The organism is Nitrospiraceae bacterium, assembly GCA_021373015.1.
In the GTDB taxonomy this organism is placed as follows: Bacteria; Nitrospirota; Thermodesulfovibrionia; order Thermodesulfovibrionales; family UBA1546; genus JAJFTJ01.
In genome coordinates this window covers 1-21,607 of record JAJFTJ010000018.1, presented here as the reverse complement: position 1 = coordinate 21,607, position 21,607 = coordinate 1, and the positions used below count along the sequence as shown (strand labels likewise).

21 protein-coding genes and 4 tRNA genes are annotated in these 21,607 nt (G+C 39.1%); 17 read left to right on the top strand and 8 right to left on the bottom strand.

Annotation, left to right across the window (positions count from 1 at the left end; translation table 11 throughout):
- Positions 1–31: 31 nt before the first annotated feature.
- Genes rimO through galU form a run of 5 tightly spaced genes read right to left on the bottom strand, consistent with a single transcriptional unit; the run spans position 32 to position 6,065 of the window.
- A complete protein-coding gene (rimO, locus tag LLF28_07275; protein MCE5195229.1) occupies positions 32–1,342 on the bottom strand; it encodes a 30S ribosomal protein S12 methylthiotransferase RimO in 1,311 nt (436 codons plus the stop codon).
- Complete coding sequence (locus tag LLF28_07270; GenBank protein ID MCE5195228.1) at positions 1,332–1,769, bottom strand: DUF2062 domain-containing protein; 438 nt, start codon at positions 1,767–1,769, stop codon at positions 1,332–1,334. The genes rimO and LLF28_07270 overlap by 11 nt, the downstream gene beginning before the upstream one ends.
- The gene (thiL, locus tag LLF28_07265) at positions 1,759–2,757 is read right to left on the bottom strand and encodes a thiamine-phosphate kinase (protein ID MCE5195227.1); all 999 of its coding nucleotides are present in this window, start codon (positions 2,755–2,757) and stop codon (positions 1,759–1,761) included. Before thiL ends, LLF28_07270 begins: the two co-directional genes overlap by 11 nt.
- Before the next feature lie 13 nt (positions 2,758–2,770).
- Complete coding sequence (gene lon, locus LLF28_07260; GenBank protein MCE5195226.1) at positions 2,771–5,158, bottom strand: endopeptidase La; 2,388 nt, start codon at positions 5,156–5,158, stop codon at positions 2,771–2,773.
- A 19-nt stretch (positions 5,159–5,177) separates the two neighbouring features.
- Positions 5,178–6,065 carry a UTP--glucose-1-phosphate uridylyltransferase GalU gene (gene galU, locus LLF28_07255; protein MCE5195225.1) on the bottom strand — a complete coding sequence of 296 codons (888 nt, stop codon included), beginning with the start codon at positions 6,063–6,065 and terminating at the stop codon, positions 5,178–5,180.
- A gap of 193 nt (positions 6,066–6,258) precedes the next feature.
- On the opposite strand from galU, the gene fabG reads away from it, so the two are divergent.
- The 4 genes from fabG to LLF28_07235 all read left to right on the top strand — a co-directional run bounded on the left by fabG (position 6,259) and on the right by LLF28_07235 (position 9,448).
- Positions 6,259–6,999 carry a 3-oxoacyl-[acyl-carrier-protein] reductase gene (gene fabG, locus LLF28_07250; GenBank protein MCE5195224.1) on the top strand — a complete coding sequence of 247 codons (741 nt, stop codon included), beginning with the start codon at positions 6,259–6,261 and terminating at the stop codon, positions 6,997–6,999.
- Positions 7,000–7,071: 72 nt separating this feature from the next.
- Positions 7,072–7,302, top strand: coding sequence for an acyl carrier protein (gene acpP, locus LLF28_07245; protein ID MCE5195223.1), 231 nt, complete (start codon positions 7,072–7,074; stop codon positions 7,300–7,302).
- Positions 7,302–8,546, top strand: coding sequence for a beta-ketoacyl-ACP synthase II (gene fabF, locus LLF28_07240; protein MCE5195222.1), 1,245 nt, complete (start codon positions 7,302–7,304; stop codon positions 8,544–8,546). Before acpP ends, fabF begins: the two co-directional genes overlap by 1 nt.
- A 329-nt stretch (positions 8,547–8,875) precedes the next feature.
- Complete coding sequence (locus LLF28_07235; protein ID MCE5195221.1) at positions 8,876–9,448, top strand: winged helix-turn-helix domain-containing protein; 573 nt, start codon at positions 8,876–8,878, stop codon at positions 9,446–9,448.
- Positions 9,449–9,705: 257 nt separating this feature from the next.
- On the opposite strand, the gene lpxC is transcribed toward LLF28_07235, so the two are convergent.
- Together lpxC and LLF28_07225 are read right to left on the bottom strand one after the other, a co-directional pair.
- The gene (lpxC, locus tag LLF28_07230; GenBank protein ID MCE5195220.1) at positions 9,706–10,590 is read right to left on the bottom strand and encodes a UDP-3-O-acyl-N-acetylglucosamine deacetylase; all 885 of its coding nucleotides are present in this window, start codon (positions 10,588–10,590) and stop codon (positions 9,706–9,708) included.
- Positions 10,591–10,713: 123 nt separating this feature from the next.
- Positions 10,714–12,180: a TldD/PmbA family protein gene (locus LLF28_07225; GenBank protein ID MCE5195219.1), complete on the bottom strand. Its 1,467-nt coding sequence runs from the start codon at positions 12,178–12,180 to the stop codon at positions 10,714–10,716.
- A 47-nt stretch (positions 12,181–12,227) separates the two neighbouring features.
- Here LLF28_07225 and mtnP point away from each other — a divergent pair, with 47 nt between their 5' ends.
- The 7 genes from mtnP to LLF28_07190 all read left to right on the top strand — a co-directional run bounded on the left by mtnP (position 12,228) and on the right by LLF28_07190 (position 19,524).
- Positions 12,228–13,007: an S-methyl-5'-thioadenosine phosphorylase gene (mtnP, locus tag LLF28_07220; GenBank protein MCE5195218.1), complete on the top strand. Its 780-nt coding sequence runs from the start codon at positions 12,228–12,230 to the stop codon at positions 13,005–13,007.
- A 3-nt stretch (positions 13,008–13,010) separates the two neighbouring features.
- Positions 13,011–14,375 (top strand): sigma-54 dependent transcriptional regulator, encoded by a 1,365-nt coding sequence (locus LLF28_07215; protein ID MCE5195217.1) that lies wholly within the window; start codon positions 13,011–13,013, stop codon positions 14,373–14,375.
- Between the two features lie 25 nt (positions 14,376–14,400).
- On the top strand, positions 14,401–15,156 hold the full coding sequence (locus tag LLF28_07210; GenBank protein ID MCE5195216.1) for a YebC/PmpR family DNA-binding transcriptional regulator: 756 nt from the start codon (positions 14,401–14,403) through the stop codon (positions 15,154–15,156).
- 63 nt (positions 15,157–15,219) lie between these two features.
- Positions 15,220–15,795, top strand: a complete 576-nt coding sequence (locus LLF28_07205) for a hypothetical protein (protein MCE5195215.1) — start codon at positions 15,220–15,222, stop codon at positions 15,793–15,795.
- A 290-nt stretch (positions 15,796–16,085) separates the two neighbouring features.
- A complete protein-coding gene (locus tag LLF28_07200) occupies positions 16,086–16,949 on the top strand; it encodes a hypothetical protein (protein MCE5195214.1) in 864 nt (287 codons plus the stop codon).
- Positions 16,950–17,101: 152 nt separating this feature from the next.
- Positions 17,102–18,148 carry an ATP-grasp domain-containing protein gene (locus LLF28_07195; protein MCE5195213.1) on the top strand — a complete coding sequence of 349 codons (1,047 nt, stop codon included), beginning with the start codon at positions 17,102–17,104 and terminating at the stop codon, positions 18,146–18,148.
- A 77-nt stretch (positions 18,149–18,225) separates the two neighbouring features.
- Positions 18,226–19,524: a hypothetical protein gene (locus tag LLF28_07190; protein MCE5195212.1), complete on the top strand. Its 1,299-nt coding sequence runs from the start codon at positions 18,226–18,228 to the stop codon at positions 19,522–19,524.
- Between the two features lie 69 nt (positions 19,525–19,593).
- On the opposite strand, the gene LLF28_07185 is transcribed toward LLF28_07190, so the two are convergent.
- On the bottom strand, positions 19,594–19,995 hold the full coding sequence (locus tag LLF28_07185; protein MCE5195211.1) for a DoxX family protein: 402 nt from the start codon (positions 19,993–19,995) through the stop codon (positions 19,594–19,596).
- A gap of 88 nt (positions 19,996–20,083) precedes the next feature.
- Between LLF28_07185 and rlmB the strand changes: the two genes are divergently transcribed.
- The 6 genes from rlmB to LLF28_07155 all read left to right on the top strand — a co-directional run.
- On the top strand, positions 20,084–20,809 hold the full coding sequence (gene rlmB, locus LLF28_07180) for a 23S rRNA (guanosine(2251)-2'-O)-methyltransferase RlmB (GenBank protein MCE5195210.1): 726 nt from the start codon (positions 20,084–20,086) through the stop codon (positions 20,807–20,809).
- 158 nt (positions 20,810–20,967) lie between these two features.
- Positions 20,968–21,043: transfer RNA gene (locus tag LLF28_07175), tRNA-Thr, on the top strand.
- 55 nt (positions 21,044–21,098) lie between these two features.
- Positions 21,099–21,183 (top strand) — tRNA-Tyr (locus LLF28_07170).
- Between the two features lie 46 nt (positions 21,184–21,229).
- Positions 21,230–21,304: transfer RNA gene (locus tag LLF28_07165), tRNA-Gly, on the top strand.
- A 38-nt stretch (positions 21,305–21,342) separates the two neighbouring features.
- Positions 21,343–21,418, top strand: a tRNA-Thr gene (locus tag LLF28_07160).
- A 58-nt stretch (positions 21,419–21,476) separates the two neighbouring features.
- Positions 21,477–21,607, top strand: a 131-nt coding sequence (locus LLF28_07155) for a GTP-binding protein (GenBank protein ID MCE5195209.1), incomplete at its 3' end; no start/stop codon positions are given.

Here is a 21,607-nt window from a genome sequence, read left to right as displayed (position 1 = left end):
AACAGAAGTATGTGGAGATAAGGAAGTTTTTTTATAAGAGCGCTCCTTTTAAATCATATTCAAAGGCTTCCGTTATCTTAACATCTACAAACTGTCCGGGCATTGTCTTATTAGATTCAAGGGTATTCGTATCTTTGTCAATAACAATTACTCCATCTATTTCAGGTGCATGAGAATAAAGTCTCGCGATCAAAGTTCTGTCGTAAATTTCATCTATCAGCGCTCTGAATCTTCTGTCAAGAAGAATCTGGTTTTTTGCAAGTGATATATCTGCTTGATGTCTCAGGAGAGTTTCGAGCCGTTTGTTTTTTATCTCTTCTTTGATATGCCCTTTTAATCTGTATGCAGGAGTCCCTTCTTCTTTAGAATATTTAAAAGCGCCGAGTTTTTCGATTTGTGTTTCTTCAATAAAATCAATCAGTGAATTAAATTCTTCTTTTGTTTCAGAAGGAAATCCGACGATCATTGATGTTCTTAATACAACATCGGGAATATCTTTTCTTATGGATTTGATGAGATCAAGATAATTTTTTTTTGTGCCTTTGCGTCCCATTAGTTTCAGTATCCTGTTTTCTGAGTGCTGAAAAGGTATGTCGAGATATTTGCATATCTTGTCTTGGTCAGCGATTACACTGAGCAGTTTATCGTTGATAGATTCAGGATACAGGTAAAGCACTCTAACCCAGAAGTCCCCGTTAATCGAGCATATATCCTCTAACAAGGCAGCCAGGTCATATCCTATGTTGTTTTTGTAACATGCAGTATCCTGTGCAACCAGTATGAGTTCTTTTTTGCCTCCTCTAATAAGCAATTCTGCATTTTTAAGAATCATATCAGGAGAAAAACTTCTGTGACTGCCTCTGATTGACGGGATAATGCAGTATGTGCATTTTTTACTGCATCCTTCGGATATCTTCAGATACGCATAGGGAAAGTCGTTCATGAGATATGTTGCCTTCTGATCTTTCACACTGCAGGTTTTTGTCGGGCTTGATATCTTTTTGCAATATTCAATTATCTTGTCTTCTTCGCCTACGCCGAATATTGCATCAGCTTCAGGCATTGTTTTTATCAGCTCGTCTTTATATCGTTTTGCAAGGCATCCAAAGACAATAAGTTTTTTTGATGATTTTTTTTTAAGCTCTCCCATTTTGATGATTTCGTCAATTGATTCTTTCTTTGCATCATTGATAAATCCACATGTATTAACCAGAACGATATCTGCTTTATCCGGAGTGGGAACATATGTAAATCCGCTGCTCACAAGTTTTTTGATAAGACAGTCAGAGTCTGTAAGATTCTTTGGACAGCCAAGACTTATTATCGAAACTTTATCTGACATTGCCGCGCATTTTTTTTGTTGCAAAATATATGATGAAATAACTGATTATGGCTGATGCAAAACCTAGAATGAAGTTGCCTAAGAAGAAAGGCATAAGCAGTGGCTTGAAATCTTTAATGAGAAGAGCAAGTGAGATATTTGACCAGTCAATATCAGGTATTATTTCACTGAAGCCAAGACATTTTGCTCCTATCCATGTTCCAAGGGAATAGATAGGAATTATCGTCCATGGATTTGTAATAAAAACCCCTGTGATGGTAACAACCTTGTTGAATCTGAACAGCCATGAAAAAGCCAGCCCCAGTATAGTGTGTAATCCAAGCAAGGGTGACATCCCTAGGAAAACGCCAACAGCAAATGCCATAGCCAGTCTGCGAGGAGAATCCTTGATCGTAAGGATATTTAATAATTTCTCTCTAAATGCCAAAATGCTGGTATCCTTGTGCGTGAAATGGTTTTGCCCTGCCTTTTGAATCTATGATAACTCTGTTTTTTTTTGTTATGTCTCCAATATATATTGCATTTATTTTTTTATCAGCAGGCGCTGTAAAAAGCAGTTCATAGTCTTCACCGCCTGATACTGCAAGTTTTAATGGATCTAGTTTAAGACAAGCAGCGGCTTTTTTTGCCTGGTTCGAAATTGGTATCTTGTCCAGATACAGTCTGGCTCCTGTACTGCTTTCATTACATATTCTTGTCAGGTCTATGAATAGTCCATCGCTCAGGTCGATCATCGAAGTTGCATATTTAGAAAATTTGACAGGATCTCTTGCTTCGGGCATAAGATGCCTTTTAAGCAGCGGAATCAGGGTTGCTGTTTCTATTTTTAAGCCGGGGATTTTTATGTTTGATTTTTTGTTTTCTATTAATACTGATCTTTTTATTTTTTTTAGTATTTCGAGACCGCATGCTGAATCGCCTAGGCAGCCTGTTACATATATTCTATCGCCTAATCTTGCACCAGAACGTTTCACTGGATTATCTGCATATCCGATCAATGATGCTGCAATAGAAATATGTTTTTTTGAAGATGACAGATCTCCTCCAATAAGAGCTATCCCATAAAATTTGATTGCAGCCTTGATCCCGTCAAAAAATCTGTCAAAGAACAATCTGTCTGTGCTTTTATCCAATGCAATATCGAGGATGAGATATTTCGGTATTCCTGCCATTGCAAATATGTCGCTGACATTAACCGAGACAAGCTTGAATCCGAGCTGATAAGATGTCATGAGTCGTCTGTCAAAATGAATTCCCTCAACCATCATGTCACTTGTAATCAGCAGATTCCTGTTGTCGGGTTTTATTACTGCGGAGTCATCACCAATGCCTGTTGAAACTCCTTTGGCAGGTTTCCCGAATTTTTTACGTATTGTTTCTAAAAGAGAAAGTTCACCAATTTGGGATATCTTCATAAAAAAACCAGCGCTACAGAGAGCGCTGGTTTTTTCTCCTTTTAACGCCTTTCAACGCATGCTTCAGCACATCGTTCATTGTATCAGCAAATAGGAACTGGACATCTTTTTTTACATATTTAGGGATATCCTCAAGGTCTTTTTTGTTTCTCTTCGGTATTATTATTGTCTTTATTCCCATTCTTTTTGCTGCAAGCGCTTTTTCCTTAAGCCCGCCGATTGGGAGAACTCTTCCCCTGAGCGTTACCTCGCCTGTCATTGCAATATCTTTTCTTACAGGCTTGCCGGTCAGAGCAGATGCTATTGAGGTTGCCATTGTTATTCCTGCTGACGGCCCGTCTTTTGGTATGGCTCCAGCAGGAACATGGATATGTAGATCAGTTTTAGAAAAAGTCTCATCATTTATACCAAGCGAGCGCGCCTTGGACCTTACATAGCTTAGAGCTGCCTGCGCTGATTCCTTCATTACATCACCAAGCTGCCCTGTTAGCGTGAGGCTGCCTTTGCCTTTCATTGTAGTTGCCTCGATATAAATAATGTCGCCGCCTGCTTCTGTCCATGCAAGTCCTGTTGATACGCCGATCTCGTCTTTTTCCATCTCTTCTTCTCTCAGATATTTCTGCACACCAAGGTATTGATTAATGTTTTTGGCTGTTATTACGAATTGTTTTTGCTTGTTTTCTGCTATTTTTTTTGCAACCTTTCTGCAAATATGCGCTATTTCTCTTTCAAGATTTCTTACCCCTGCTTCCCTTGTATACTGGGATATTACTGCAAGTATGGCGCTGTCGGTTATCTTCAGTATTTTCTCTGTTATGCCGTGCTCCTCAAGCTGTTTTGAGAGAAGATAGGTTTTTGTAATAGCAAGTTTTTCCTCTTCTGTATAACCGGACAGGAAGATAATCTCCATCCTGTCTCTTAATGGGCCGGGGATTGTGTCAACTATATTCCCTGTTGTGATAAACATTACCTTTGAAAGGTCGAATGGAACTGTTAAATAGTGATCCATGAATGTATTGTTCTGCTCAGGGTCAAGCACTTCAAGGAGTGCTGATGACGGGTCTCCCCTAAAATCAGTTCCTACCTTGTCTATTTCGTCAAGCATCATAACGGGATTATTTGTGCCTGCATTTTTTATTCCCTGAATAATCCTGCCGGGCAATGCTCCGACATATGTGCGTCTGTGGCCTCTTATCTCAGCCTCATCTCTCACTCCGCCCAATGACATTCGTACAAATTCCCTGCCAAGAGATTTTGCTATTGATTTGCCCAATGATGTCTTTCCAACACCTGGAGGGCCTATAAAGCAGAGTATGGGGCCTTTCATTTTTTCTTTTCTGAGTTTTCTAACGCTCAAATATTCCAAAATTCTTTCTTTTACTTTTTCGAGGTCGTAATGGTCTTTATCAAGAACCTTTTTTGCTGCTTTTATATCTAAATTGTCCTTTGTTGATTTTGACCATGGCAGTTCAACTAACCATTCAAGATATGTTCTTATAGTTCCTGCTTCTGCGCTGTCAGGGTGCATCTTCTCGAGTCTTTTAAGTTGTTTTTCAGCCTCTTTCTGGACTTTTTCCGGCATCTTGGCAGCGATAATTTTTTTCTTGAACTCTCTAACTTCTTCTCCGCGCTCGTCAATGTCTCCGAGTTCTTTTTGTATTGCCTTGAGCTGTTCTCTTAAAAAGTATTCTCTTTGCGTTTTATCTATTTCGCCTCTGACTTCTGTCTGTATCTTTTGCTGTACAGTAAGAAGCTCGATCTCTCTATTTAATATCTCGCTTACTTTCTTTAAACGCTGGACAGTGTCCATTATCTCGAGCACTTCTTGTGCCTGTTCAGTTTTCAATCCGATATTCGATGCTATTAAGTCAGCAAGTTTCCCGGGATCATCAAGATTTTCGATAACTATTAATATGTCAGGAAGTACATTTTTTCCAAGAGATACTGTCTTGTCAATCTGTTCCTTGACAGTCCTCATTGTTGCTTCAATCTCGATTGTTATTTCCTGCGGCTTGGTTTCGTTTATCTTTTTGATATCAGCCGTATAAAATGGTTCTTCCTGAACAAAATTTGAGGCCTTTGCTTTTGAGATGCCCTGTATGAGTATCTTGACCCTTCCATCTGGAAGTTTCAGCATCCTCATAATAAGTCCTACGGTTCCAACCTTATAAAGATCTTCCGGCTTAGGGGATTCTGTATTAAGGTCTTTCTGTGCGAGCAGCATGATCAGTTTGTTTGTGGTTAATGCATGTTCTATTGCCTTTATGGACATGTCTCTTCCGACAAACAGCGGGAGTATCATGTAAGGGAATACAACAATATCTCTTACAGGGAGAACCGGTAATGTGCCGGGAATTTCTATTTCTTTATTTTTTTCTTCTTTTTCTGCAACGTTTGCCATTTAAACTCCTGTTTGTTATTTATTTCTTTGAAAGGCTAGAGGTTATATTAAGCAGGTATTCTCTGAATGCTTTTGAGATTCCATGATTTTTGAGCGCTAACTCAACAGTTGCTTTGAGATATCCAAGCTTGTCGCCTGCGTCATATCTTTTACCCTTGAAAAGATATCCATATATATCCTGTTTTTCAAGCAATTTTCTAAGGGCATCTGTCAGCTGTATCTCATTGCCTTTGCCGGGCTCAAGTTTTTCTAGAATATCAAATATTTCAGGTGTCAGAATATATCTGCCGATAATTGCAAGATTTGAAGGCGCCTCTTCTTTTAAAGGTTTTTCTATCATATTTTTAATCTTGTAAGTTCCATCTCCGCATGAGATTCCGTCGATAACTCCATATTTATGTACATCTGATATTGGAACTTCTTCCAGTGCAACAACAGAACACCCATGTTTTTCATAAATCTTAATCATGTCTTTAAGAAGTGTGTCGTCAGGGTCTATAATATCATCGCTTAGGAGCACAGCAAACGGCTCATTTTTTACGAATGGTTTTGCGCATAAAATTGCGTGGCCAAGACCAAGCGCTGCTTTTTGTCTGATATAGGCAAAGCTTATATGATTGAGCCTCTGTATTTCATCAAGCAGAGAATGTTTGCCTGATTTTTTCAGATTATCTTCGAGTTCATACGCAGAATCGAAATGGTCTTCTATTGCGCGTTTGTATTTTCCTGTTATTACTATAAAATCTTCTATGTTGCATGCAATTGACTCTTCTACCGCATACTGAATCAGAGGCTTGTCAACAATAGGAAGCATTTCTTTTGGTGATGCCTTGGTTGCCGGAAGGAATCTCGTGCCAAGTCCTCCGGCAGGCAGTATTGCTTTTTTGATTTTTGTTTTTTCGGTCATGAATATTTCCTTGAAATAGAATATCAGTAAGATTATAACACAAGGTATACTTGTTTTTTTATATTCAAATAATATAAAATGGCTAGTTGCAAGCCATGACTATCAAGATTTCTTAAAGTACTGGAAAATAAAAAAACTGTCTGTTAATATTTTACAATCGATTTTTTGAGTAGTAATCTTTAAGGAGGGATGAATGGATTTTAATGGCCAGATTGCAATCGTAACAGGCGGCGCCCGAGGGATTGGAAAGGCAATCTCTGAGACACTTGCAAAAAAGGGTGTGAAGCTGGTGATTGCTGATATAAGTCTCGATCAGGCAAAACAAACTGCAGATGATATCAGTAAAATCGGCGTCGAGACAATGCCTGTCAGGCTGGATGTTTCCAAATCAGATGAGGTTGTAAAGATATTTGAGGATGTTGTTAAAAAATTTGGAAGAATTGACGTGCTTGTTAATAACGCAGGGATTACAAGAGACAGTATTCTCATGAGAATGAAAGAAGAGGATTGGGACACTGTTATTAATATTAATCTTAAAAGTGTTTTCCTCTGCACAAGAGAAGCAGTCAGGGTTATGATGAAGCAGAGATACGGAAGGATTGTGAATATTGCATCTGTTGTTGCAATGATGGGCAATCCGGGTCAGGCAAATTACAGCGCTTCTAAGGCAGGGATAATCGGACTGACAAAAACTACTGCAAGAGAGTATGCAAGCAGAGGCGTGACTGCAAATGCAGTAGCTCCAGGTTTTATAACTACTGCTATGACAGATGCCCTTACAGAAGAAGTAAAATCAGAGATGAAAAAAGCTATCCCATTGGCGAGATTTGGTACGGTAGAGGATGTTGCTGCTGCTGTTGTATTCCTTGCATCACCTGATGCAGGTTATATAACAGGCCAGGTTTTGAATGTCAATGGAGGTATGTATATGTAGGTAACAAAAAAAGATATTGTCTTAATTGTCTCAAATAGAACTAAATTTAAAAAATATTCGGAGGTGCTTTACATGGTTGAAGAAAAGGTAAAAGAAATTATAGCAAAACAGCTTGGAGTTAATGCATCAGAAATAACACCAGAGTCATCTTTTGTAGAGGATCTTGGGGCAGATTCCCTTGATACTGTTGAACTGGTTATGGCATTTGAAGAGTCATTTAATATTGAAATACCTGATGAAGATGCAGAAAAGATTGCTAAAGTAAAGGACGCAGTAGAGTACATAAAGAAAAAACAGTCATAATGGATAAAAGAAGAGTTGTTGTAACCGGTGTCGGGCTTATAACACCGGTAGGCATTGGTGTAGAGCAGAGCTGGCATGCCCTGCTTGAGGGCAGATCAGGCATCAGGAAACTGACCAGATTTGATGCCTCTACATTCCCTACTCAGATTGCTGGAGAGGTGGAAGGCTTTAATCCCGAAGACTATATTGAGCCTAAAGAGGTCAAAAAAATGGATCGTTTTATCCATTTTGCAATCGCAGCCTCTAGTATGGCAATGAAGGACTCAGGATTAAGCATAACAAAAAGCGATGCTGAGAGGGCAGGAGTTATTATTGGATCTGGTATTGGCGGCCTGCCTGCGATTGAGCACTACCATGAAATCTACTTAGAAAAAGGGCAGAGAAGGATATCGCCTTTCTTTATTCCCATGCTTATTATAAACCTTGCTGCTGGACATGTTTCTATGAAATATGGAGCAAAAGGGCCGAATTCTGCTCTGGCTACTGCATGTGCAAGCGGAAGCCACGCAATAGGCGATGCATTTAAACTGATTCAGTGGGGTGATGCAGATGTGATGATAGCAGGCGGATCTGAATCTGTTATAACTCCTTTGGGTGTTGGCGGTTTTAATGCAATGAAGGCTCTTTCTATTCGCAATGACGAACCTGAGAAGGCAAGCAGACCCTTTGACATAGACAGAGACGGTTTTGTTATGGGAGAGGGCTCAGGCATGATGATACTTGAAAGCCTTGAATATGCCAAGGCAAGAGGAGCAAGGATATATGCGGAGATAGCAGGGTATGGAAGAACTTCAGATGCATATCATATGACAGCTCCAGCTCCAGAAGGTGAGGGCGCAGCAAGATGCATGTCTCTTGCTTTAAAAGATGCAGCAATCAATCCATCTGATATAGATTATATAAATGCCCATGGAACATCAACAAAATACGGGGATGAACTTGAGAGTATTGCTATAAAAACAGTATTAAAAGAACATGCATATAAAGTTGCGGTAAGCTCAACAAAATCCATGACTGGACATCTTTTGGGCGCTTCAGGAGGAGTTGAGGCCGTAATTTGTGCTCTGACGATGAGAGATAATACTGTTCCCCCTACAATAAACCTTGATAATCAAGATCCTCAGTGTGATCTTGATTATGTGCCTAACAAAGCAAGAAAAATGGAAATCAATATTGCAATGTCAAATTCTTTTGGCTTTGGCGGCACAAACGCTTGTCTGGTTTTAAAAAGATTTAAGTCTTAGTTCTAAATAAATTCATCCTTATGTCTTCTTCATAAACATTCCAAAATATTCCAAGTTTTGTCTCTTGTGTGCTTAATTATTATGACCCCAATATTTTGTAAGTACATTTCTTGGAACAATCGTTCCACTTACAACACTGCTTATTACACTAATATGGACTATTGTTTAAACTAAATGACTTGATTGGTGCATTCCTGGACTTATCTGTATAAAACAATTGGAAGACTGTTTACCTGAAATGAAGGCTTGATTCTGGAAAATACAAAATTGTATAAAAATGCAATTTTGTTGTTGACAAACCTGTAGACATATGTTATAAATTACACAAGATGGTTAAGCAGCCAACAGAAGATACACTAAAAATGCTCTTCTCATCATCTATAAGAGCAGACTTGCTGGCTCTTCTTTTAAATAGTCCGGCCGAAAAATTCTATGTTAGAGAAATAGCAACCCTTATAAGAAAAAACCCATCTGGTGTTAAAAGAGAACTTGATAACCTTGAGAAAATGGGTCTTGTATTTAGTCATAAGGTTGCCAATCTTAGATACTTTCAGGCTAATAAGATGTCCCCATTATTTTCAGAGCTCAAGAATCTGATTGCTAAATCACTAGGTCTTCCCGGAGCATTAAAAACTCTCGTTAGAACATCTGGAGCAAAGGCAGCGTTTATTTACGGCCCATATGCTGAAGGCGAAGACGTAGGCGCTGTTGATTTGATGATTATAGGAGCATCTACAAATAATATAGCCGCAGGATTAAAAGAGCTGGAAGATAAGTTTGATAAGAAGATTAATTACCATTTGATGGATGAAGCGGAATACAAAAGCAAGAAAGAAAAAACTGACGTTGATATGGAAAAACTTCTTGCAGGAAAAAGAGTCGTGCTGGTAGGCAGACTTTAGATTAAATAAAAGCTTTTCCCGTTTGAGTCGTTGGCTCGAAGAGGGATGGAGAGGGGGTGACAACCATGGCAGCAAAGAAAAAAGCAGCAGCAAAGAAGAAAAAGAAATAAGTTTGGTTTAGGTTTTTCTTTTGGGCTGGAGCTGAACTCTCCAGCCCTCTTTTTTTCCCTTAAATGGTGCTGCTACACTCCTAAGATACTGATTCTGGCAAAAAAATCAAGTTAAATCTTAAAACTCATTGAAAATAAAGGATTTTTTTATGAATATGCTGCTGTATGGGCATATTCGGCTTCCACATCCGATATTATTTCCCAGCAATCAGTTGCAGAAAGAAGTTTTTTAACAAACTTCACGTTTGTAGAATGCCCTGCCTTGTTTGCTACAATATGTCCGTAAATTGGATACCCTATTAGTGATATATCCCCGATCAAATCAAGGATTTTGTGCCTTACAAACTCGTTATTGAATCGAAGTCCAGTTTTATTCAGAACACCCTCGTCGCCCAGTATTACAGCGTTATCATATGATCCGCCTTTTGCAAGACCATTTGCCCTTAGATGTTCAACATCCCGCATAAAACCGAATGTTCTTGCAGGCGCAAGTTCTTTTACAAAATTTTCTTCATTCAGTTCAATCGTCATAGTTTGTTCTCCGAGCAGTGTGTGGTTGAAGTGAATTCTGAATGTAATCTTTCTTCCTTCGTAAGGGAAAGCAGCAATCTCAGAGTTGCCGTCCTCAAGAATCACAGGTTTGAGAATTTTTATATAAGGTCTTTTCTTCCCCTGTTTAGCAATACCAGCTTTGAGCATTATGTCAATAAGCCCTGTAGAACTTCCATCAAGTATTGGCACCTCAGAACCGCTAAGCTCAATCATCAGGTTGTCTATGCCAAGACCAGCAGCAGCAGCAAGAATATGCTCTACTGTCTTGATCCTTGTGCCATTGGAACCTAAGGTTGTTGCAAACGCAGTATCACTGACTGAGAATACAGAAGCCCTAACCATTACATTTTTGTCAGTTCTCTGAAAGATTATTCCAGTGTCTCTTGGCGCTGGTTTAAGTTTTACGGCAACATGATTACCTGTGTGAAGGCCGATGCCGTCAAAGGTGATTTCCTGTTTTATAGTCCTCTGTAAGCGCATAACAATTTTTTATATGCAAATTAGATGCCAGAGGGAAAATCAAGATAAATAAGGATTCTTTATAGAAAAAAGTGTAGTGCAAATACATCAATGTCTTATTATCAACACAAAATCAAAGTGAAGTTAAACTTCTCCTCCAACAACTATCTCTGGAATACGCAAAGTAGGCATGGCATCTCCAACAGGCACTCCCTGATTATCTTTTCCACAGGTTCCGATTGAGAAGCCAAGATCAGTGCCGACCATATCAATAGATTTAAGTATCTCTGGACCATTCCCTGTGAGAGTTGCGCCTCTTACAGGTTCTCCAATCATTCCGTTTTCAATAACATATCCTTCCTGAACATCAAAAACAAAATCTCCATTCACTGTGTTAACTTGACCGCCGCCCATTTTTTTGACTAAAAGGCCTTTAGATGTTGATTTTAGGATATCTTCCGGGTCTGATTTCCCTGGTGCAATGAACGTATTTGTCATTCTTGGTATTGGTCTGTTGTGGTAGGATTCTCTTCTGCCATTTCCTGTTGAGACGGTTTTATCATGCATTGCTGTGAGCCTGTCATGCATGTAATTTACAAGAACTCCTTCTTTTACAAGCACTGTGCTCTGTGATTGGCTGCCTTCATCATCAAATCTGAATGAGCCTCTCTTATTGGGTAAAGTAGAATCATCAATCACAGTTATAAAAGTGGATGCTACATGATTTCCTAATTTATCTGAATAAACAGACAGTCCCTGTTGTGCAAGATCAGCCTCCAGTCCGTGTCCTATTGCTTCATGAATCATTGTCCCGCCGGCCTCGGATGATATTACAACAGGCATTCTTCCTCCAGAAGCTCTTTTGGAGGTAAGCATTCTGATCGCTCGTTTAGCTGCTGTTAAAGCGAGTTCTTCAATATTTACCTTCTCAAACAGTTCAAATCCTATAAGACCTCCTGCAGGTTCATAGCCTGTCTGCACTATCCCATTGTCAGATGCTATTACATTCACGAATACCGTGGTATATATTCTTTCATCTTCTGCTATAAAGGCATCTTTTGAAGACCCGTAAAGATGAGCTATCTGAACTTTCTGTACAATGTCTCTGTAAACGGTTATTACCTGCCTTATCCGTTTATCAAAATTACGTGCAGTCTTATTTGCAAGACGCACAAGTTCAATTTTTTTAGCGGCTGGAACATCCTCAGGCAGAAGTTTTATTTTGAACTTTATATCAGGCTTTTGTTTCCTGAGATCAATAGAAATATCTTTTCCGGAAATTGTCGATACATTTATGAGGCTTTGGGCAAGCTCCATGAGTGTTTTTTCAGACATCTCATTGGTATATGCATAATAAGTTTTGCCTTTTAGAATTAGCCGTATTCCGGCTCCTGAATCCTGTCCTGAGAAAATCTTATCAATCTTATTATCCTCAAGCTGTATTGAGACCGGTTTCCTGTTTTCAACAAAAACATCAGCATACTCTCCGCCGCAAGAGAGAGTTTTTTTCAGAATCTTTAACAGGAGGTCATTATCGAGCATAATTATTACCTTTTGAAACACTATTATAACATCAAAGAAAGTTTTACTAGAGCCAAATATCTTTCTCATATGGTAAAATTTCATCGATAATTAAAGCAAAAGGGAGAATAGCTCGGATGATAGGCGTAATAGGCGGAAGCGGTGTTCATGAGATAAAAGGCATTATTATCAAAGACAGCAAAAAAATTTCAACGCCATACGGAGAGCCATCCGACCTTTATAGAATTGGAGAAATATCAGGTGTCGAACTTGTTTTTCTTCCAAGACACGGGACTTCTCACCACATCGCACCACACAAGATTAATTACAGGGCTAATCTCTGGGGTTTCAAAGAACTTGGAGCAGAGAGAATAATATCAGTGAATGCTGTTGGAGGAATAAACCCAGACATGTCTCCGGGAGATATTGTTGTGTTGAGCCAGATCATTGATATGACATCAGGAAGGGAATCCACATTTTATGACAAGGAAGAGATCATTCATGTTGATTTTACAGAGCCGTATTGTCTTGAGATGCGAGGCGCAATAAAAGACGCAGGAGAAAAGACAAAGATTCCGATAAAACCAGGCGCAACTTATATGTGCTCCAATGGACCGCGGCTTGAGACAGCGGCAGAGATAAGGGCATTTTCAATATTAGGCTCTGATGTTATTGGAATGACAGGAATGCCTGAGGCAGTACTTGCACGAGAACTTGGAATATGTTTTTCAGGGATTGCTGTTATTACTAACTATGCCGCAGGAATTTCAAAAAAAACCCTTACCACTAAGGAAGTTGTTGATACAATGCAGGCATCTTCTGAAAAAGTTAAGAAGATTTTAAAAGAGGCGGTTTCTCTTATTCCAAAAAAAAGAAATTGCAGATGCAAAGATGCGCTGAAAGATGCGAAGATGTGATATATGGAAACCATTCTTATAGTTGAAGACAAAGAATCAATGTCTGAGATGCTCAATGAAACCCTTAAGTCCGAAGGTTATAAAACTATTATTGCTTCAGACGGAAGCGAAGGAATCAAGAAAATAAAAGAAGAGAGAATTGACCTTGTGCTCACTGATCTGAAACTTCCTAAAAAGAGCGGGATAGAGATATTGAAAAGCGCAAAAGAAGAAAATCCGTTCCTTCCTGTTATTGTGATGACAGCATACGGTTCTGTTGAGACTGCTGTGACTGCAATGAAAGAAGGGGCATTTGATTTTATTACAAAACCCTTTGATACAGACCATCTTCTCCTGTTAATAAAGCGCTCTCTTGAAACACAGAGGCTGATGACAGAGAACATGCTTCTAAAAGAGGAGTTTTCATTAAAACTCGGGCATAAAAGAATAATAGGAAAAAGCCAAAATATAGTGGACATAGCGCAGCATATACAGAAGGTTGCTCCAAGCAAGACAACTGTATTAGTGCTTGGCGAAAGCGGAACAGGAAAAGAATTGTTTGCAAGGGCGATACACAATCTCAGTCCGCGCATAGAATATCCCTTTGTTCCTATTAACTGTTCAGCAATCCCACGAGAACTTATTGAATCTGAATTGTTTGGTCATGAGAAGGGTTCATTCACAGGAGCTGATTACAAGAAAATCGGAAAATTTGAGCTTGCTGACAAGGGAACAATATTTCTTGATGAGATAGGCGAGATGGATATATCGCTGCAGGCAAAGATTCTTAGGGTACTGCAGGAAGGAGAGATAGAGCGCATCGGAGGATTAAAATCCATAAAGATAGATGTCAGGATTATTGCAGCAAGCAACAAAGACCTTGAAAAATGCGTTAATGAGAAGACATTCAGGGAAGATCTTTTTTACAGATTAAGCGTGTTCCCTGTCAAGATTCCTCCATTGAGGGAAAGATCCGAAGATATTCCTTTGCTGGTTGATTTTTTTATCAAAAAATACTGCGTTGAGCTGAAAAAAACTCTCAAAAATATTTCAGGTGAAGCGCTAGATATGCTTGTAAAGTATGTATGGAAAGGGAATATAAGAGAGCTAGAAAATACAATAGAGCGTGCCATAATATTGTGCGACGGCAAAACTGTGATGCCTGAGCATATATCATTAAATCCCATTCCTCTTGATGCAAGGCTCGCTAATCTTCCAATGAGCGGAACCCTTGAAGAGACTTCCAAGGAAGCAACAAGGATTGCTGAAACAGAGAGAATAACTAAGGCATTAAAAGAAACAAATGGGAACAAGACAAAGGCAGCAGAGATTCTTAAAGTGAGTTACAAGACTCTTCTAACAAAGATAAAAGACTATAATATAGTCTGAAAAATCAGACGGAGGTATACGCGTAATGTCAGGACATTCCAAATGGTCGCAAATTAAACACAAGAAAGCCAATACAGATTCAAAGAGAGGAAAGGCATTCACCAAGATTGTTAAAGAAATAACTATTGCTGCAAGACTTGGCGGAGGCGATGCTGACGGCAATCCGAGATTAAGGCTTGCGATAGAAAAGGCAAAAGAAGTGAATATGCCCCATGACAATGTTAAGAGAGCAATTATGAAGGGAACTGGAGAACTTCCAGGCGTCTCATATGAAGAATTCATATATGAAGGATATGGACCGTCAGGCGTTGCAATGATTATTGAGGTCATGACAGACAATAAGAACAGGACTGTGCCTGAGATAAGGCATATCATGTCAAAATACGGCGGGAGCATTGGCGAGACAGGATGCGTTTCATGGATGTTTGAGAAAAAGGGATACATACTTGTGAATAAATCAAAGGCATCCGAAGACAATCTGATGTCAGCTGCGCTGGATACAGGCGCTGAGGATATGAAAAACGATCCGCAGGAAGAAAATTACGAAGTGATTACTGCGCCTGAGGATATGAATACTGTTAAGAAAGCCATAGAGAAAGAAAAAATTCTTATAGAATCTGCTGAAGTAACAATGCTTCCAAAAAACTATGTTGTGCTCGAAGAAAAATCTGCCGAACAGATGTTAAAGCTGATGGATTTACTCGAAGACCACGACGATGTGCAGAATGTCTATGCAAATTTTGACATCCCTGATGAAATTGCAGAAAAGATGGAAAAGTAGCTGAAGCAGATATTAAACCTCTTTTTTAAAGAGGTATTGCACATTTTTTAAGAAGGGGAAATTATGGACAACAAATTTTTTAACGCTATTGCTCCATACCTGTCTTTTATCGACAATGGAGGCATGTTCAGGAAACCTTTCAAATGGCTCTACATGATTATCTCTGCTATCAATATTATCTGGCCGATTTACATTCTTTATATTGCTCTAGACAGCAATATATTTCATTCTGCCGGCAAAGTGGTATTTGTATTTATTTTAATGTGGCTTACTATTGCTTTTGCAGGTTGGATGAGCTTTCAGCTTTGGTGGAACAGGAGCAATAAAGTGGAACAGACTTCTTCTGGAAGTAATGACTTCGTTGCAACTCCGGTCTTCTCCCATTTTATCCAGACCCTTGGAGAATGGGCTGGAATATGGGTTGGTTTTGTCGGTTTTGTTTTCGCGCTTTTAGCCACAATAATATTAGGGCAGCAGGGCGCTTATATTGGACAGATGATGGGGCTTTCGTTTTTGAAAACAGGAGTTTGGTCTATCATCCTTATGCCTGTTTATGGCTTCCTGATAATAATACTCGCCAGATTTTTTGCAGAACAGTGGAGGACAGTGGTTTCAATAGCTATTAACACGAAAAGATAAGATAGAATTATAAATGCTGAAAAAATTTCATTCCATTAAATAGTTTGCAAGATCAAGGGGACTGTTTGCTGTTAAGTCCCCTTAATATTTATTCTATGCTTATTAAGTGGAGTAGAGCTACAGGCAAAGATGCAAAATGTCAAACTCCTTGCATTGCCTTAACATTCACATTTATTTTATAGTGATAAAAAATTTTAAATGTAAGAACCAAAATCTGCTTGTTAAGAAGATCGCTAACAGTGCACTGCACTAGTCTTGTTAAACAGGAAAATGAAGAGGAGCCATTTATAATGAAGAACAAGGGCAAAATAGCAGTGCTGACTCACAGCAAGGACAATTTTAAGGATTACGGTTATCTTTTAAAGCTTCTTTGTGATGAATGGGAAAAAACCGGCATAAAAGTAAGTGTTCTAATTGGTGTTAGCTGTCTCGAACCAGCAGACGCATTGATACTTCATACTGACCTGACAAAAGTGCCCGATGAATATCTGGCTTTTAGTAAGCATTACCCTCTTGTTATAAATGAAAGAGCTGCCGATATCTCAAAACGCAGAGTCAGCAAAAACCTAGTCAATGCAGCGGATTACTATGATGGCCCTGTGATTGTAAAAACTGACAGAAACGCAGGCGGATTACCAGAACTGCTTGGTTCAAAGCCTAGCTTAAAAGAAAGGATAAAGCGTAAAATTACAAGAACTCTGCCCTTTAGACTAACTGGACACGTTGATGCTAATGCTTATCCTATTTTCGCGAAGCCTGATGATATACCAAAATCTGTATGGCGTAATCCCAGCCTAGTTGTAGAAAAGTTTTTACCTGAAAAAGAAGGCAATTATTATTGCCTGCGGCAGTGGATTTTTTTCGGTGATTCTGAAATAAGTCAACGCTGTTTTTCATATAAACCAATAGTCAAAGCCAATAACGTAGTCAGCAAAGAATTCGATCTGCCGATACCTAAATCTCTGCGCACGTTAAGAACAGAGCTAGGATTTGACTATGGCAAGTTTGATTATTTAGTGGTTAATGGCGAGGCTGTTCTGCTTGACGCAAACCGGACGCCTACTATAATTTCTGGAAACATTGCTGAGAGAGTGAAAACCAACATTAAACATCTTGCGAATGGACTAAACTTTTTTAGGGGCTTATGTACTTGAATGCTATTACTCAAACAATTAAACCTTCTTTGACAATAAGTCAGATCTATGGGAATGATCTTTTCTTTTCCCCATCTGTATCCCCAGGAGCTTGCAGATGGCTGACAGACGATCCCGCGGCACAGGCAATGTCTTCGGGAGGTCTGCTAGTAATGACAGGTGATATGCCCACACTATGTGATTCCTCTGTATCATCACCTGATTCTTTAAAATTATTGACCGATGCAGGATTAGCGCTGCCAGAAAAAATTATTAGCTATTCATCCTCTAAAGAATATCTGGATACTCTGCGAGATATTTATACCAGCGGACAGAAGCTCGCACTCCAATATATCCATCTGGAATCAGAAGTGCCAGCTGACCGATATTGGGTACATCCAGAAAAAATATCATTTCTTAATAATAAAGCTAATATTGAGAAATTGGTAGAACAAGCATATCTTCCCAAGCGCAAAATATTGAAATCTTCAAAGCCAAATTTTAAAAAATTAGTATCCGAACTTCCTGCTGTGATAAAGTCTGTAACTAATGAATCATCTGGAACCGGCACTGATGTTATGATATGCCGAAATTTTGAACAGTTGTCCTATGCTGAGAATTTATTCAGTACATGCTCGCATTTTGTATGTGAAGAATATTTAGATATAGTCAGAAATCTATGCCTTAACTATGCGGTCACTGCTTCCGGAGAGATCAAATATCTTGGTTGTGCAGAACAGATAAGTGACAGCTACGGGAAATACCACGGCAACTGGATCGATAGTAAAATCATTGTGCCAGAGTCAGCTGTTAAGACTGGATTAGAGATTGCCCGCGAAGGAATGTTGATTGGGTATTGGGGTTTTGTTGGAATTGACATGGCAGTGCTTGAAAATGGAGACATCAAAGTTTTCGATCTTAATTTTAGAGTCAACGGATCCACAAGGGCTTTGCTTCTTGCTGACAGCATACTCAGAACACATGGCAAACAAGTTATTAGGCTCAGGACATGGAAAAAAATAAATCTCAGTTACAGGGATTTGCTGAATCTGATATATAAGGCTATGCACAAAAACATATTAATGCCGCTGTGCAGTTACGACCCGGAGGTCTGCGGGAATGATGGGGCTTCACCCCGGCTTACTGGAATGTTATTAGGATCTTCACGCGACGAGGTTATTGATATTGAAAAAGAACTTGCATATCTAGGTCTTGAATGAAAATTTTTCTTAAAAAATTTTTGAACTTTTTCCTGCCTGAATTCGCCTATCTATTGGTTCTGTCAATAATAAAAAAAATGCGCTTGAAACTCCAACCGATCAGAAATCTTATTTTCTATTATAAAAATGATCTTTATGAAACAGGAGATCTCCCTGCTATTTTCGGATATATTTCTTTAAAAACACGCAGATTAATCGGCAGACATGAAAAGACGATATTAATATCCGCTCTAGGGCTTGGCGAGATATTAAACAGTATTAATTTAATAAGAGAAATAAAGGTTATTTCCTCTTATCAGATAGTAGTTATAACCCGTAATCCAAGAGACGTCCGGCGTATAACTCAATCCGCAAGGTTAGCCGTTATCGTTCTGCCTTATCTTTTTTGGGAATGGCGTCCAATTATTTTATACTGGCTCAGCAAACTTAAACCGTCTCTAATATTGTGCTTTGAAACTATGGAACAGCTTAGTTCAAAAATTCTAGAACTCGCAAAAACTAGCTATAATGCCACGATTGTTTTAGCCAACTATCATTACACCGAACAATATTCATTACAAGGTAATGTTATACAGGAAGATAAGCACAGACTCAAATATCTGAATTTGGCAGGAGCAGTTTCTGATGAAGCTAGGGACTATCTTCTCAGCTGCGGGATTCCTTCAAACAGTATTTTTATAACCAATAATCTGAAGTTTGATTCTTCAAAACATAATGTGGATATAGAAGAGCGCGAGAGGATACGGCAGCAACTTGGAATCTCTTCGGAAGAACAAGTCTTGATATTCGGTAGTGTACATATAGGCGAAGAAGCAATTTTATTGAGCGCATTCAAAGAAATAATAAAACGTCCAGGATTAGATAAAATAAGGCTTATCATTGCTCCAAGATATCTCAGTTATATAGACAAAATTACATCATCCATCAAAGACTTTGATCTCTCAACAGTTCGAAAAACAGATCTAAATAAGATGCTTCAACAAAACTCTCCAGTAATAATATTAGATACCCTAGGAGAATTAAAAAAAATATACTCAATCGCTGATGTTGTCGTTATTGCAGGAAGCATGCTGCCGCACTTACAAGGCCAGAATCCAATTGAACCAGCAAGTATGGGGAAGCCCGTTATAACAGGGCCTTACATGGAATCTTTTAAAGACATAATGACAAAATTTCTCAACCATAAAGCAATTATTCAAATAAACACGACTGAAGACCTTGCAGGCGAGATAACTTTTCTGTTTGAACATGCTGAGATCAGAGAGCGTCTTGGCGCTGCTGCTAAAGCTGTTATTAAAGAATGTAGTGGTGCAACGACAAAGTATATAGATAGACTTGGCAGAATGCTCAATACATGGGTAACTCTTTTCGTATAAATAAAACAACGACAGAGAAAAAATCAATCCTCTCTGTCGTTTCATTTTTATAACGACTTCTCAAAATTATTATTTCTCTATACTGTGTTTGCCTGGACCGATAAGCATTAGACTGAAAAAAACAATGCCATTTTCAATGGCGTGAGATGCAGTCTGAAGAGAATCTCCTCTGCCAATATGCATTACGGCAGCAATCGTCATTGTGAATGTAAGAAGAATGCATGCAGGCACAAAAAAGAATCCAAAGATAAGACAGATGGCTCCGAAGACCTCTGCAAAAGATGCCATAAATCCCCAGAAAACAGGAGCGAAATCCACGTTGATATATTTCATGGCAGAGCCGACTTTTATCCATTTTTCAGGGCCGGCTAAAAGCTTAGGCAGACCATGATACATGAACATTGCTCCGAGACCAAGCCGCATTACCAATAGTCCAAGATCGCTATATTTGCTTAATGAGTTTAAAAACATTTTATCCCCCTTGTTTATTAAAAATTCTTTAGAAGATATTAACAGATTTTTCAGGTTTTTGAATTAAAAAATAAGTATAATAAAAACAATGTTGATATACGGTCTGAATCCAGTTGTAGAGGCTTTGAAAGCAGGGACAAATGTGCAGGAAATTTATATTTCTTCAGGCAGAAAAGATAAGAATTTTTTTATAGAAGAGAAGGCAAAAAACAAAGGTATTGCAGTAAAGATTGTAAGTCCGAAATTTTTCGATTCTTTTCCAAAAGGCAATCAGGGAATTGCAGCAAAGACAATACAGAAAGATTATGTTTCAATTGAAGAACTGTTTCAAATACCTTCTAAGAAAAATCAGATTCCCTTTTTCCTGATTCTTGATGGTATAGAAGACCCGGGAAATCTCGGCGCTATTTTGCGTTCTGCTGATGCAGCAGGAGTTCATGGGGTGATTATTCAGGAGCACAGATCTGCAGGATTGAGTCCTGCAGTAGCAAAGACTTCTGCCGGAGCTTCCGAGCATGTGCCTGTTGCAAAAATAAATAATATAAAACATGCAATGTCAGAGATGAAGGATAATGGAATAACTGTGATAGGAGCAGAAGCCGGATCTGAAGTTGCGCTATGGGATGCTGATCTGAATATCCCACTCGCTGTTGTTGTAGGGTCTGAAGGAAAAGGGCTGAGAAAAACAGTTACTGAGCAATGCGATTTTATTGTGAGTCTCCCTATGAAAGGAACATTAAATTCACTTAATGCTTCTGTTACTGCCGGGATTATATTTTTTGAGATATTGAGACAAAGATTAAGCAAGAAATAGATTTTGAGAGTAAAGCTGAGATAAACAACAATATTCTTGCATTTCGAAAATTGACCATGTTATACTTTAACCCTTAAACTACTCAGTTTAGAAAAAAGGCAGGTGGAGTATTGTCTTTTGCCTGTTTTACGCTTTTTGACAAAATATCTAATAGAATTGCCACCGTAGCTCAGCAGGCAGAGCAGCTGATTTGTAATCAGCGGGTCGGGGGTTCGATTCCCTTCGGTGGCTCCATTTGATTTTTGAAAATATAATTTTCGTGGGGGAAGTGAAGCTCCACAATGCAGTCGGAGAGGTTCCCGAGCGGCCAAAGGGAGCAGACTGTAAATCTGCCGGCACTGCCTTCGGAGGTTCGAATCCTCCCCTCTCCACCAGTATAGTTTTTTTATAATGAAAATTATTTTTAATATTTTATAAATTGCGGGAGTAGCTCAGTGGTAGAGCGTCAGCCTTCCAAGCTGAGGGTCGCGGGTTCGAATCCCGTTTCCCGCTCCAGTGACTAGAGCTTTTTGGGGGGCAATGCTTTTGGAATTGCCCATGTAGCTCAGTTGGCAGAGCACGTCCTTGGTAAGGACGAGGTCACCGGTTCAATCCCGGTCATGGGCTCCAGGAACGGGATACGCAGTTAAAAATTTTCTAAAGGAAGATTTGGGCAAAGGAGGCAAAAATGGCAAAGGCAAAATTTGAGAGGACCAAACCTCATTGTAACGTAGGGACAATAGGTCACGTAGATCATGGCAAGACGACCTTAACAGCAGCAATAACCAAAGTACTGTCATTTGCAGGCAGGGCGCAATT